This is a genomic window from Streptomyces sp. NPDC002676, assembly GCF_053592455.1.
This window is the reverse complement of record NZ_JBSFVT010000003.1, coordinates 374741-388459: the sequence shown is the minus strand read 5'-3', so window position 1 is coordinate 388459 and position 13719 is coordinate 374741. Positions and strand designations below refer to the sequence as shown.

The 13719-nt window shown below is 71.7% G+C and carries 12 protein-coding genes; 2 read left to right on the top strand and 10 right to left on the bottom strand.

Annotated elements, in window-relative coordinates; all coding sequences use genetic code 11:
- Positions 1 to 37: 37 nt before the first annotated feature.
- The 8 genes from ACWD3E_RS12090 to ACWD3E_RS12055 form a co-directional block, all read right to left on the bottom strand.
- A complete protein-coding gene (locus tag ACWD3E_RS12090; RefSeq protein ID WP_451387432.1) occupies positions 38 to 451 on the bottom strand; it encodes a DUF3151 domain-containing protein in 414 nt (137 codons plus the stop codon).
- A gap of 98 nt (positions 452 to 549) precedes the next feature.
- Positions 550 to 2040 carry an MFS transporter gene (locus ACWD3E_RS12085; RefSeq protein ID WP_451387662.1) on the bottom strand — a complete coding sequence of 497 codons (1491 nt, stop codon included), beginning with the start codon at positions 2038 to 2040 and terminating at the stop codon, positions 550 to 552.
- Positions 2041 to 2129: 89 nt separating this feature from the next.
- Complete coding sequence (gene fbaA, locus ACWD3E_RS12080; RefSeq protein ID WP_451387431.1) at positions 2130 to 3152, bottom strand: class II fructose-bisphosphate aldolase; 1023 nt, start codon at positions 3150 to 3152, stop codon at positions 2130 to 2132.
- Between the two features lie 172 nt (positions 3153 to 3324).
- Positions 3325 to 3873, bottom strand: a complete 549-nt coding sequence (gene pyrE, locus ACWD3E_RS12075; RefSeq protein WP_451387430.1) for an orotate phosphoribosyltransferase — start codon at positions 3871 to 3873, stop codon at positions 3325 to 3327.
- Positions 3874 to 3883: 10 nt separating this feature from the next.
- Positions 3884 to 4672 carry an aldose epimerase family protein gene (locus ACWD3E_RS12070; protein WP_451387429.1) on the bottom strand — a complete coding sequence of 263 codons (789 nt, stop codon included), beginning with the start codon at positions 4670 to 4672 and terminating at the stop codon, positions 3884 to 3886.
- 51 nt (positions 4673 to 4723) lie between these two features.
- Positions 4724 to 5497, bottom strand: coding sequence for an SRPBCC domain-containing protein (locus ACWD3E_RS12065; RefSeq protein ID WP_451387428.1), 774 nt, complete (start codon positions 5495 to 5497; stop codon positions 4724 to 4726).
- A 68-nt stretch (positions 5498 to 5565) separates the two neighbouring features.
- Positions 5566 to 7206 (bottom strand): polyamine aminopropyltransferase, encoded by a 1641-nt coding sequence (locus tag ACWD3E_RS12060; protein ID WP_451387427.1) that lies wholly within the window; start codon positions 7204 to 7206, stop codon positions 5566 to 5568.
- Between the two features lie 115 nt (positions 7207 to 7321).
- Positions 7322 to 7846, bottom strand: coding sequence for a DUF2617 family protein (locus ACWD3E_RS12055; protein WP_451387426.1), 525 nt, complete (start codon positions 7844 to 7846; stop codon positions 7322 to 7324).
- A 749-nt stretch (positions 7847 to 8595) separates the two neighbouring features.
- On the opposite strand from ACWD3E_RS12055, the gene ACWD3E_RS12050 reads away from it, so the two are divergent.
- Entirely contained in the window at positions 8596 to 9792 is a 1197-nt protein-coding gene (locus ACWD3E_RS12050) for a pyridoxal phosphate-dependent aminotransferase (RefSeq protein WP_451387425.1), read from the top strand.
- 61 nt (positions 9793 to 9853) lie between these two features.
- Here the strand turns inward: ACWD3E_RS12050 and ACWD3E_RS12045 are convergent, their stop codons facing one another.
- Together ACWD3E_RS12045 and clpB are read right to left on the bottom strand one after the other, a co-directional pair.
- Entirely contained in the window at positions 9854 to 10384 is a 531-nt protein-coding gene (locus ACWD3E_RS12045; protein WP_451387424.1) for a YbjN domain-containing protein, read from the bottom strand.
- A 184-nt stretch (positions 10385 to 10568) separates the two neighbouring features.
- Complete coding sequence (gene clpB / locus ACWD3E_RS12040) at positions 10569 to 13166, bottom strand: ATP-dependent chaperone ClpB (RefSeq protein WP_451387423.1); 2598 nt, start codon at positions 13164 to 13166, stop codon at positions 10569 to 10571.
- Positions 13167 to 13288: 122 nt separating this feature from the next.
- Here clpB and ACWD3E_RS12035 point away from each other — a divergent pair, with 122 nt between their 5' ends.
- The gene (locus ACWD3E_RS12035) at positions 13289 to 13711 is read left to right on the top strand and encodes a pyridoxamine 5'-phosphate oxidase family protein (RefSeq protein ID WP_451387422.1); all 423 of its coding nucleotides are present in this window, start codon (positions 13289 to 13291) and stop codon (positions 13709 to 13711) included.
- Positions 13712 to 13719: the final 8 nt, after the last annotated feature.

Here is a 13719-nt window from a genome sequence, read left to right as displayed (position 1 = left end):
GGCCACACCGGTGAATCCCGTACGGCTCCCGCAGGGGTCAGCCCAGGGTCTGGGCCGCCGTCTGCGAGGAGTCCTTCAGGAACTGCGTGCAGCGCTCGTACTCCTCCTGCTCGCCGATCGCCTGCGCGGCGCGGGCGAGGGCGTGCAGGGCGCGCAGGAAGCCACGGTTGGGCTCGTGCTCCCAGGGCACCGGGCCGTGCCCCTTCCAGCCGTTGCGCCGCAGGGCGTCCAGGCCGCGGTGGTAGCCCGTACGGGCGTACGCGTACGACTCCACGACCGCGCCCCGCTCGAACGCGTCGTCGGCCAGCTGGGCCCAGGCGAGGGACGACGTGGGGTACTTGGCGGCCACATCGGCCGGTGCCGTACCGCCCGCGAGCAGCTCGCGGGGCTCCGGGTCGTCGGGGAGGTGGGTCGGGGGCGGGCCCCCGAGAAGGTTCTCGTGCATCGTCATGGCACCAGTCTGCTGCATTGCGCTTGATCGGTAACGGTCGCGGCACCTGCGGCACCGGCTGGAACGGCGTCGGCGTCCAGCTCCACGGCCACGGCACGTCACTCGGCTCGACCAGCGCTGGAAGCCGTGGTCGCCTCCGCCGGCGTGGTCCCCTCCAGCGGTGGGTGCGTCACGCAGCCGTGCCTCTGGCACTCGGGCTTGCGGCAGCCCGGACCCGGGCGGCGGACCAGAGTGAAGGCCAGCGCCGCCCCCACCACCAGCACGCCCGCGCAGATCGGCATCGCCCGCCGGAACGCCGCGTCGAAGGCGCCCGGCGAGCGGTACGCCTCCGGGCCCATGCCCGCCAGCAGCGGCAGCGCGGCGACCGCGATCAGGCCCGCCGCCCGCGCCGCCGCGTTGTTGATGCCGCTGGCCAGGCCCGCGCGGGCGGTGTCCACCGAGGCGAGGACCGTCGCCGTCAGGGGCGCGACCAGGATGACCATGCCCGCGCCCATCACCAGCAGGGCGGGCAGGACGTCCGCCAGGTAGTGCGCGTGCGGCCCCACGCGGAGCATCAAGAGCAGCGCCACGGCGCACAGCAGTGGGCCGACGGTGAGCGGCAGGCGAGGGCCGGTCCGGTCGGCCAGGGCGCCCGAGCGGGAGGAGAACAGCAGCATCAGGGCCGTGGTCGGCAGCAGGGCCGTACCGGCGGCCAGGGCCGAGTAGCCCGCCACCACCTGGAGCTGGAGCGCGGTGAGGAAGAAGAAGCCGCCGAAGGCCGCGTACACGCACAGCGTGACCAGGTTGACCGCGGTGAACTGGCGCGAGGCGAAGATGTCCGGCGGCAGCATCGGATCCGGGCGGCGCCGCTCGACGACGACGAACGCCACCGCCGCGGCCAGGCCCGCCAGCGCGGTCACCGCGACCGCCAGGGAGCCGCCGCGGGCCTCGATCAGGGCGTACGTCAGCAGGGCGAGCGCCAGGGCGCCGAGGGCGGCGCCGAGCACGTCGAAACGGCCGTGGGCGCGGGGGTCGGCGGACTCGGGGACGTGCCGCAGGGCGACCGGCACGCACAGTACGGCCAGCGGCACGTTCAGCAGGAACACCCAGCGCCAGCCGGGGCCGTCCACCAGCCAGCCGCCCAGGAACGGGCCGACGGCCGCCCCGATGCCGCCGAAGCCGGACCACAGGCCGACCGCCCGGCTCCGGTCGTCGGGGTGGAAGGAGGCCTGGATGAGCGCGAGGGAGCCGGGGGTGAGCAGCGCACCGCCGATGCCCTGGAGCGCGCGGGCGGCGATGAGGACGCCGGAGGTCGGGGCCAGGCCGCAGAGCAGCGACGCGGCGGCGAACCAGACGACGCCCAGCACGAAGATCCTGCGCCGCCCGTAGCGGTCCCCCAGCGAACCGCCCAGCAGGATCAGCCCGGCCAGCGTGACCATGTACGCGTTGACCGTCCACTGGAGGGCGGTCAGGCTCGCGCCCAGGTCGCGGCCGATGTGCGGGAGCGCCACGTTGACGACGGTCGAGTCCAGCATCGCCATGCTGGACCCGAGGACCGTGGTCAGCAGGATCCACTTGCCCTGGGGGGAGGCCAGCCGGACGTCGGGCATGGCTCCAGGCATGTCGGGCATGGCTCCAGGTATACAGCGGGCCCGGCGACGTCGACAGTCACCGGGCCCGCGAGACGTCGTACGACGCCTTACTTGATCTTGTTACCCGCCGAGCGCAGGTTCTTCGTGGCCTCGACGACACGCGCGGCCATGCTCGCCTCGGCCAGCTTGCCCCAGGTGCGCGGGTCGTAGGCCTTCTTGTTGCCGACCTCGCCGTCGACCTTCAGGACGCCGTCGTAGTTCTGGAACATGTGCGCGGCGACCGGGCGGGTGAACGCGTACTGGGTGTCCGTGTCGAGGTTCATCTTCACGACGCCGTTCTCCAGCGCGGTCAGGATCTCCTGCTCGGTGGAGCCGGAGCCGCCGTGGAAGACGAAGTCGAACGGGGACTGCTTGCCGAACTTGGCGGCGACGCCGTCGTTCAGCTCCTTCAGCAGGTCGGGGCGGAGCACGACGTTGCCCGGCTTGTACACGCCGTGCACGTTGCCGAAGGAGGCGGCCAGCAGGTAGCGGCCCTTCTCGCCCAGGCCGAGGGCCTCGGCGGTGCGGATCGCGTCCTCGACCGTGGTGTACAGCTCGTCGTTGATCTCGTGGGTGACGCCGTCCTCCTCGCCGCCGGTCGGGGTGATCTCGACCTCGAGGATGATGTTGGCGCGGCGGGCCTGCTCCAGCAGCTCCTGGGCGATGGCCAGGTTGTCGGCGAGGGTCTCGGCGGAGCCGTCCCACATGTGCGACTGGAACAGCGGGTTGCGGCCGGCCTTCACGCGCTCCTCGGACAGCGCGAGCAGCGGGCGTACGTACCCGTCGAGCTTGTCCTTCGGGCAGTGGTCGGTGTGCAGCGCGATGTTGACCGGGTACTTCTCGGCGAGGATGTGCGCGTACTCCGCGAGCGCGACCGCGCCGGTCACCATGTCCTTGCTGTACTGGCCGCCGAGGAACTCCGCACCACCCGTGGAGATCTGGACGATGCCGTCGCTCTCCGCCTCGGCGAAGCCGCGCAGTGCCGCGTTCAGGGTCTGGGACGAGGTGACGTTGATGGCCGGGTAGGCGAACTTGCCTGCCTTCGCCCGGTCGAGCATCTCGTTGTAGACCTCGGGGGTTGCGATGGGCATCTGTCCGCTCCTTGAGTGTGCGGGGTCGGATTACTGCTTTACGGCCCTGACCTAGACCTGAGGATGACGTCATCGTCACCTGGACCTGGGGGGTGACGTCATCGTCGCCGCCATCTTTCCAGATATGGGGTGATGGTCGACCCCCCGGCCAAGTCCAGGTCAAACCGGCGTGTCAGTCCAGACCCAGTTCATCCTTCGAGAAGGCGAACACGTACGGCACGCCCGCCTGCTCGGCGATCGCCTCGGCCGCGCCGGTCGCCCGGTCCACGATCGTGGCGACGGCGACGACCTCCGCGCCGGCCTCGCGCAGCGCCTCCACGGCGGTCAGCACGGAGCCGCCGGTGGTGGAGGTGTCCTCGACCGCCAGCACCCGGCGGCCCTTGACCTCGGCGCCCTCGATCCGGCGCTGCAGGCCGTGCGCCTTGCCCGCCTTGCGGACCACGAAGGCGTCCAGCGTCTTCCCGCGCGCGGCGGAGGCGTGCAGCATCGCGGTGGCCACCGGGTCGGCGCCCAGGGTGAGGCCGCCGACGGCCTCGAAGTCCAGCTCGTCGGTCAGGTCGAGCATGACCTGACCGACCAGCGGCGCGGCCTCGCCGTCCAGCGTGATCCGGCGAAGGTCGATGTAGTAGTCGGCTTCCTTGCCCGACGACAGGGTCACCTTGCCGTGCACCACGGCCTTGTCCTTGATCTGCTGCAGCAGCGCGCCGCGTACGTCCGTCATGCCGAACAGCTTAGTTGCGCCGCCAGCTCCAGGTCGTCGTCGCCTCCAGCGGGTCCAGCGGTGTGACCAGGCGCGGAAGGGTGTTCAGCCCGTTGGGCGGCCCGGTCTGCGGCTCCACGCAGACGGCCTCGGCCTGCTCGTCGTAGACGACCACCCACTCCTCGCGGCTCGCCACCTTCAGCTCCAGCTGGCCGGGCCAGGTGAGGGTGACGTCGACCCCGCCGGGCATGCCGAAGCAGTCGTCCCAGGGGCCGGGCCGGGGGTCGATGCGCTTGCCGGTCGGCAGATGGTCGTCCCCGCGCTCCTCCTGCCAGCCGGGCTCGAAGTCCAGCCGTACGTCCTCGCCGCCGAGGTTCCGGTTGAACCACGGGTGCCAGCCGATCTGCGCCGGGAAGGAGTCGTCCTGTGCCTCCACGGACATGGTCAGCGTCAGGCTGTCCTCGGTGAGCGTGACGACCTGGGTGATGCGGCCGGGGTGCGGCCAGGGGTCGACCAGGTCGTACGTGATCACCGCCTCGTTCTCCGCGACGCGCGCGGTGCGCCAGGCGCCGTCACGGGCGGTGCCGTGGATGGCGTGCGGCGGGGAGTTGACGGGCATCTGGCGGATCGTGCCGCCGTCCAGGAACCGGCCGTCCCGGATCCGGCCGCACCAGGGAACCATCGGGAAACAGCCGTAGCGCTCCCCCTGCCGCAGCAGCTCCACTCCGCCGATCCGCAGCCCACCGATACGGCCGCCGTTGCCGGGGCGCACGCTCACCTCCGCGTCGCCCGCGGTCAGCGTGATGTCTTCGTTGCTCACGGGACGACCCTACTGGGGTGATCAGGAGGGCGTCCGCAGTACAGGCGATCGCTAACGCCGTTTGCGCAGCGCCCGTGCGACGACGATCGCCGATGCCAGGGCCAGCGCCGCCGGGGCCGCCCAGCGCAGGGCCGGGTTCGTGCCGACCGTCTGGGGGGCCGGTACGGGGGCGTAGCGGCCACGCGGCGGGGCGTGGTCCACCTCCTCCGCGCTGCGGCCGATCATCGTGCGGCGCGCGTGCGCGGCCTCGGCGGGGGGTTCATCGGCGTCGGCGAAGTTGCCGGAGCGACGGTCGTCGGCGTCGGTGTCGGCGTCGGGTTCCAGGGAGGACGGGGGGATCTCGGTGTCGAAGACGGAGACGTGGTCGGGTGCGGACTCGGGCTCGGGCGCGTCGTGCGACTCCTTCGGTCCGTCCGCCAGCCCCTCCACGAAGCGGTTCAGCAGCCGGGTCGCCGCCGAGGTCACCGCCTCCGTCGGCAGTTCCGCGAGGCGCCCGTCCGCGTCCGCCGTGCCTTCGACGGTGACGGTGGAGCCGCCCTCGGCCTCGTCGATGCGCAGGGTCAGGGCGAGCTTGACCGAGCCGGCGCCGCGGGCCTCGGTCCCGTCGCCCTCGACGGCGTACGTGCCGTCCTCCCGGGCGGCGACGCGCACCGCGCCCCGGTAGGTGACGGAGTTCCCGCCGACCCGCAACTTCAGCCGCCCGGCGCCGGGTTCGCCACCCGCGTCCTGCTGGAACCCGGGGATCGCCCGGGCGACGCGCACGGGGTCGGCCAGCGCCTCCCTGAGCCGCTCACCGGAAACCGGAACGAAGACCTGGTGCTCCATGTCGACTGACCCTACCCACCTGGGGCCCGAACGTACCCTCACGTGAACAGGTGATCTGTCCTGACTCGTCAGTACCGCGGATGCACCAGCGTCGACGCCGCCAGCCCGCCGATCCGCGTGCCCTGCGCCGCCAGTCCGTCCGCCGTCAGCGCGGACTGGGTGAGCGTGTACGGGCGCGGGCCCCGGGGGTCGAGCCGCAGGGGTGGCGGGGTGTGGCCCGGGGCGGCCAGGAGGAAGCCCCAGTCGTGGGGGGCGCGGGTGGGGGCCGCGGAGCGGTCGGGGCCCGGGGCGAAGCCGGAGTCCTGGCCGAGGACGCGGTACGGGGACGTGGCGAAGCCGGCCGCGCGGAGGGTCGCGTCGACCGTCCAGAAGACCCGGGGCCGGGTGGAGAGGGGCCCGGCGTGCACCACCAGCCGGCCACCGGGGGCGAGCACGCGGCGGGCCAGGCCGTAGAACTCCTGGGAGTACAGCTTGGTGCTGGCGGTGATGCCGGGGTCGGGGAGGTCAGCGATCACGACGTCGTACGACCGCACGGGCGCGCCCCGCAGCCGGCCGAGGGCGTCCGCAGTGGTGACGTGGACGCGCGTGTCGTCGTACGCATGCCCGTTGAGGGCGGACAGGCCGGGGTCGCGGCGGGCCAGGCGGATCAGGCCGGCGTCGAGTTCCACGACGTCGACGCGGCGCACGTCCGGGCGGCGCAGGACCTCGCGGGCGGCGAGGCCGTCTCCGCCGCCGAGGATCAGCACGCGGGCGTGCGGGCCGCCGGACAGGGCCGGGTGGACCAGGCCCTCGTGGTAGCGGCGCTCGTCCCGGCCGCCGACGCGCAGCCGGCCGTCCAGGAACAGGTCGAGCGGCTTGCCGTCGGTGCCGCCGGTGAGGACGACCTCCTGGACGCCGGTCTGCACGGCCACGCGGACGTCCTTGCCGTAGACCGCGTGCCGGGCGGCGCGCTCGAACTCGTCGGCGAGGGCGGCGGCGGAGGCGAGGACGCCGAGGACCGTGAGGCCGACGAGCAGCAGGGTCCAGGTGGCGCGGCGGGACAGGTCGCGCCGGAACAGGCCGAGGACCAGGGCGCCCCCGGCGACGACGTTGACCGCTCCGGTGAGCAGCGCGCCGGTCAACTGGCCGAGGACGGGCAGGAGCAGGAAGGGGAAGGCGAGGCCGCCGACGAGCGCGCCAACGTAGTCCGCGGCGAACAGGTCGGCGACCGCGCCGCCCGCGTCCTGGCGGCGGATGCGCTGGATCAGCTCCATCAGCAAGGGGACTTCGGCGCCGATGAGCAGGCCGATGGCGAGGGAGAAGGCGACCAGCAGGAAGCGCGGCCCCTCGGCCCACACCCCGCCCCAGCCGCCGGTCCAGGCGAAGACGGCGTACAGGGCCATCGCGCTGCATCCGCCGACCAGCGCCAAGGCGGCCTCGACCGCGCCGAATCCGGCCGCCGCGTGCCAGCGCAGCCGCTTGGCGCCGAGCGAGCCGATGCCCATCGCGAACACCATCACGGACAGCACGACCGAGGACTGGGTGACCGAGTCGCCGATCAAGTACGAGGCGAACGCGACGAGTTCGAGTTCGTAGACGAGCCCGCAGGCCGCGACGACGAAGACGCACACGAGGACCAGGAACCGCCCGGTGCCGGGCCGGACAGGCAGCCGGGCGGGGCCTGTCCAGGGCGGGGCGCCCGGGGGCGCGGGGGCGTGCGGTTCGATCACGTTGCGACGTTACGTCACAGGCGCAGTACGCTTGGTCACCCACACGTGTGGAAATAGCGGCAGTTGACGTCTCTGGGTTTATGCCGCCCGCGAGTGATCAACCGGACAGGCTCCGCTAGCCCGCCTGACCCACCGCCACGCGCACGCCGACCCGGGTGCGGGTCGCGACCAACTGGCCGTCCTGCGGGTAGGCGTGCCAGGTGCGCCACTGCACCTGGCCGTCGTGCCGCTGGGCCAGCATGGCCGTGAACGCGTGCGGGCTGCCCGGGAAGACCCCGGCGAGGCCTTGCGGGTGGTCGGAGACGAGGGCCAGCAACTCCTGGGCACGGCCCGCGAAGCAGCCGGGCGTGAGCAGTTCCACCCGGGCGGCGAACTCGTACTCCCAGTCCCCGACGCGCTTGGCGACGCCGAGCGGCAGCGGGGTGCTGGAGCCGGGGATGCACGCGACCGTCTCCGAACAGCCGCCCCGCTCCTCGTCCAGCAGGACCTGGTGGGATGCGCCGAGCAGTCTCAACTGCAGCTTGGCACCGGTCAGTTCCAGGTCGAGGGTGGCCAGCGCGGGGAGCGGCTCGCGCCCGAGGGCCCAGGCCAGATCGGCAGCGCGCGTATCGGTGTAGGAGGTGTTCAGGGTCGTGAGCATGGATCGGCTCCGCTAACACGCAAGGAGGGGTGTGGTCCGGCGCACCTCGGTCGACACCGGGCAAGTGCCATGTCGGCCCGGTCTGCCGAGCCGGCCCGGGCGGGACGGGGTGTCTGCGGGGCGTCCGAGGGCTGCTTAGTGGCTTAGAGGGAATCATGAACAGTGGCGCCGCCACAGCGTTTTTACCCAACTTCGCCGGGTTTCCATCCCTCAGAGGGCCCCACAGCTCAACTGTTCAACTACGGCGTACGCCTGGCGCGGGGCGGAAGCCGCCGAGCGCCCCTCAACTGCCGCCTCCGCAGCCGCCCCCGCCACACGAGGATCCGCCGCACGAAGATCCGCCACACGAGGATCCACAGGACGAATGGCCGCCACACGAGTGCCCGCCACCGGAGTGGTGACCGCCGGAGTGGTGCCCGCCGGAGTGGTGGCCCCCGGACGACGAGCCGCCGTCGCCGGTGGCGGCCCACCAGCTGCCGCCCCCGTCGGACGACCCGTACCCGCCCCGGGCCGACCGCCGCCACTTGGCGCGCTTGTCGCGCCGCACCGAGATGGCCATGGCCCCCGCGCACACGATCAAGAACGCCGCCCCACTCAGCACGATGCCCATGGCGTCACCTTCTTTCCGTTCCCCCGAAGCGGCCCCCCGTGGGCGCCTCGCGCCAGTCGCCTGCCGCTGGTGACCGGGAGATGCCCGGCCGGTCCGGCGGGCAAAGCACAGTTGAGGAAGTCCAGAGCTTGGGCGCAGGATGACCCGCATGACCTCCACCGCGCGCCCCTACCTCAACCGCCGGCTCGCCGAGTTCGGGACGACGATCTTCGCCGAGATGTCCGCCCTCGCCGTCCGGACCGGGTCGATCAACCTGGGCCAGGGCTTCCCCGACACGGACGGCCCCGAAGAGGTCCGCGAGGCGGCCGTACGAGCGCTGCGCGACGGGCGCGGCAACCAGTACCCGCCGGGACCGGGCATCCCCGAGCTGCGCACCGCGATCGCGGAGCACCAGCTGCGCCGCTACGGCCTCTCCTACGACCCCGGCACCGAGGTCCTGGTCACGGCGGGCGCCACGGAGGCGATCGCGGCCTCCCTGCTGGCCCTCCTCGAACCCGGCGACGAGGTGATCGCGCTGGAGCCGTACTACGACTCCTACGCGGCGAGCATCGCGATGGCGGGCGGCCGGCGCGTACCGGTCACGCTCCGCCCGCACACCGACGGGAACGGCGCCGGCTTCCGCCTCGACCTGGACGAGCTGCGCGCGGCGGTCACCGACCGCACCCGCCTGCTGCTGATCAACACCCCGCACAACCCCACCGGCACGGTCCTCACCCGCGCGGAGCTGGCCGCGATCGCGGAACTGGCCGTCGAACGGGACCTGCTGGTGGTCACCGACGAGGTCTACGAGCACCTGGTCTTCGACGACGCCGAGCACGTGCCGCTCGCCACCTTCCCCGGGATGCGGGAACGCACGGTGACCATCGGCTCGGCCGGCAAGACCTTCTCCTTCACCGGCTGGAAGGTCGGCTGGGTGACGGCCGCACCGGGCCTGGTGACGGCGGTCCGCTCGGCGAAGCAGTTCCTGACGTACGTCTCCTCGGGCCCGTTCCAGTACGCGGTGGCCGAGGCGCTGGCCCTCCCCGACGCCTACTTCGACACGTTCCGCCGGGACATGCGCACCCGCCGGGACATCCTGGCCGAGGGCCTGACCGAGGCGGGCTTCGAGGTGTTCCGGCCGTCCGGCACCTACTTCATCACCACCGACATCCGCCCCCTGGGCGAGAAGGACGGCTTCGCCTTCTGCCGCGCCCTGCCGGAGCGCGCGGGCGTGGTGGCCATTCCGAACGCGGTGTTCTACGACGACCGGGAGGCCGGGGCGCCGTTCGTGCGGTTCGCGTTCTGCAAGAAGGAGGAGGTCCTGCGGGAGGCGGCGGAACGACTGCGGCGCAGCTGAGAAAAGCGGCGCAGCCGAGCACGGTCCGGGGGCCGCCGCCCCCGGATCCGGCCGGACGCGCTTACTCTTCGTCGTCCTCGGGCTTCTCCGCGTCGTCGACTTCCTCCTCCAGGCCGAGCTGCTCCACGAGCCACTTGTCGAACTCGATCGCGGCCCGCACCCAGCTGACCGTGGAGGAGACGAAGTGCTCCAGCGCGACACCGGTGCCGATCAGCATCTGCGCCTCACCGATGAGGCGGACGGTGCCGTCGTCGTGGGTGTGCGTGTACATCTTCGGCCACAGCGTGCGCCGGTTCCAGTCGTCGATGGCCTCCAGCAGCGCGGGCTTGGCGCTGATCGGGTGGGGACGGTCGTAGAAGGTCCGCACCGAGAAGACCGCCTGTTCGGCCTCCCCGCGGAACATGAAGTACGTGCGGAACTGCTCCCACGGCGCGGCGAGGTCACCCTCCTCGTCGACGACGTACTTCAGCTCCATCTGGTCGAGGAGCTGCTTCACGAGGTCCTGATCCGGGACGACGGGGCCGGCCGGTCCCTGGGGCTGCGGTTCGGGCTGGCCCCCGAAGTTCGGAATCGAGGACGGGTCGATGGACATACTTGGACACTCCTGCGGTCGTCTGGCTCGTCCGGTTCTCGCGAGACCAGACGTACATCCCACCCTCTCTCTCTTGCCCCACCCCCGGCAAGCGGCTCAGCCGACGGCCTCCGCTGGGTGGCCGATCATCGACGCGAGTACCAGAATCCCTGTTCCAGCCCGTTCGCCGAGTGCTCCCGCGGGTCTACAGCGTCTTCCCGGTGGCCGCCCCCACGATCAGCCCCTCCCCGAAGCGGTCCACGCGGACCGTGTCGCCGTCCTTGACCTCGCCGGAGAGGATCTCCTTGGCGAGGCGGTCACCGATGGCCGTCTGGACGAGGCGGCGCAGAGGCCGGGCGCCATAGGCCGGATCGTTGCCCTCGTCCGCCAGCCAGGCCAGGGCCTCGGGGGTGACGTCCAGGGTGAGCCGGCGTTCGGCCAGCCGCTTGGCCAGCCGGTCGATCTGCAGCCGGGCGATCCGGGCCAGCTCGTCCTTGTTCAGGGCCGAGAAGACCACCAGGTCGTCGAGCCGGTTGAGGAACTCCGGCTTGAAGGAGGCCCGTACGACCTCCAGGACCTGCTCCTTCTTCTCGTGCTCGGTGGTCGTCGGCTCGACCAGGAACTGGCTGCCGAGGTTGGAGGTGAGCACCAGGATGGTGTTGCGGAAGTCGACGGTACGCCCCTGCCCGTCCGTCAGCCGCCCGTCGTCCAGCACCTGCAGGAGGATGTCGAAGACCTCGGGATGCGCCTTTTCGACTTCGTCCAGCAGGACGACGCTGTACGGCCGCCGCCGTACGGCCTCGGTCAGCTGGCCGCCCTCCTCGTAGCCGACGTACCCGGGGGGCGCGCCGACCAGCCGGGCCACGCTGTGCTTCTCGCCGTACTCCGACATGTCGATGCGGACCATGGCCCGCTCGTCGTCGAAGAGGAAGTCGGCGAGCGCCTTGGCGAGTTCGGTCTTGCCGACGCCGGTCGGCCCGAGGAAGAGGAAGGACCCGGTGGGCCGGTCGGGGTCGGCGATGCCGGCCCGGGACCGCCGCACGGCATCGCTGACGGCCCGCACGGCCTCGCTCTGCCCGATCAGCCGCTTGCCGATCTCCCCCTCCATCCGCAGCAGCTTCTGCGTCTCGCCCTCCAGGAGGCGGCCGGCGGGGATGCCGGTCCAGGCTCCGACGACGTCGGCGATGTCGTCGGAACCGACCTCGTCCTTGACCATGGTGTCCCTGGCGACCTCCTCCTCGGCCTCGGAGGCGACTTCCAGCATCTTCTCCACGCCGGGGATCTCGCCGTACAGCAGCTTGGCGGCGGTGTCGAAGTCGCCGTCGCGCTGGGCACGTTCGGCCTGCCCGCGCAGCTCGTCCAGCTTCTCCTTCAGCTCGCCGACCCGGTTGAGGGACTGCTTCTCCTTCTCCCAGCGGGCGGTGAGCCCGCGCAGTTCCTCCTCCTTGTCGGCGAGGTCGCGGCGCAGCTTCTCCAGCCGCTCGCGCGAGGCCGGGTCGGTCTCCTTGCCGATCGCCAGCTCCTCCATCCGTAGGCGGTCGACGGCACGCTGGAGTTCGTCGATCTCGACGGGGGAGGAGTCGATCTCCATGCGCAGCCGCGAGGCGGCTTCGTCGACGAGGTCGATGGCCTTGTCCGGCAGGAAGCGGGAGGTGATGTACCGGTCGGAGAGGGTGGCGGCAGCGACCAGCGCGCTGTCGGCGATCTGGACCTTGTGGTGGGCCTCGTACCGCCCCTTGAGCCCGCGCAGGATGGCGACGGTGTCCTCGACGGAGGGCTCGGCGACCAGCACCTGCTGGAACCGCCGCTCCAGGGCGGGATCCTTCTCGATCCGCTCCCGGTACTCGTCGAGTGTGGTCGCACCGACCATACGCAGCTCACCACGGGCGAGCATGGGCTTGAGCATGTTCCCGGCATCCATGGCGGAGTCGCCGCCGGCCCCGGCCCCCACGACGGTGTGCAGCTCGTCGATGAAGGTGATGATCTGCCCGTCGGATTCCTTGATCTCGGCGAGCACGGCCTTCAGCCGCTCCTCGAACTCACCGCGGTACTTGGCACCGGCGACCATGGCTCCGAGGTCGAGCGCGACGAGCCGCTTGTTCTTGAGGGACTCCGGCACGTCACCTTTGACGATCCGCTGGGCAAGCCCTTCGACAACGGCGGTCTTGCCGACGCCGGGCTCACCGATGAGGACGGGATTGTTCTTCGTCCTCCGGCTCAGCACCTGCACAACCCGCCGAATCTCCTGATCCCGCCCGATGACCGGGTCGAGCCTGCCCTCACGGGCGGCGGCGGTGAAGTCGGTGCCGAACTTCTCCAGGGCCTTGTACTGGCCCTCGGGGTCGGCGGTGGTCACGCGGCGTCCTCCCCTGGCCTTGTCGAAGGCCTCCTGCAACTTCTTCGCGTCGGCGCCCTGCGCCCGGAGCACCTCGGCGGCGCGACCGCCCTTGGCGGCGATGCCGATGAGGAGATGCTCGGTGGACAAATATTCATCACCGAGGTCCTTGGCGCGTTCACCGGCGTCGGCGATGACGGCGAGCAGATCGCGGTTGGCCTGCGGCGGCGCGACGGTGGACCCGGTCACGCTGGGCAGCGAGGCAAGGATCTTCTCCGCCCCGGAGCGTACGGCGGCCTGGTCGGCGTCGACGGCGGCGAGCAGGTCGGTGATGTTCTCGTTCTCCTGCCCCGCGAGCAGGGCGAGGAGCAGATGGGCAGGCGTGAGATCGGGGTGCCCCTCGGTCACGGCCCGGCTGCTAGCCGCGTTGATCGCTTCCCGGCTCCTGTTGGTCAGCTCGGCGTCCACGTTCGCGCTCTCCTACTCGGCCACGTCTCCCACTGTCCACTACTGCCATATCCAACATACACAAAGTTGAGCCTATTCCGCTCAAGGCTGGATCGACGCCGGTGGAGGGCTAGGTTTCCCTCATGTCCTCAAAGCACGCGGTAGACCCAGCAGCCCCGGACGACGCCTATGTCGCGTTCTGGCGGGAGCGTCACCTCTGCACGCTGACGACGCTCCGTCCCGACGGCAGCCCGCACGTGGTGCCGGTCGGGGTGACGTACGACCCCGAGGCGCGGCTGGCCCGGGTGATCACGAACAAGTCGAGCGCGAAGGTGGCCCATGTGCTGGCGGCCGGGGCCGGCCCCGAGGGCGCCCGGGTGGCCGTATGCCAGGTGGACGGCCGGCGCTGGGCGACGCTGGAGGGCCGGGCGGCGGTCCGCACCGAGCCGGAACGGGTGGCCGAGGCGGAGCGCCGGTACGCCGAAAGGTACGAGCGGACGCCGTCGCCGAATCCCTCACGGGTCGTGATCGAGATCACGGTGGAGCGGGCACTGGGGCGAGGTTGAGCGGGAAT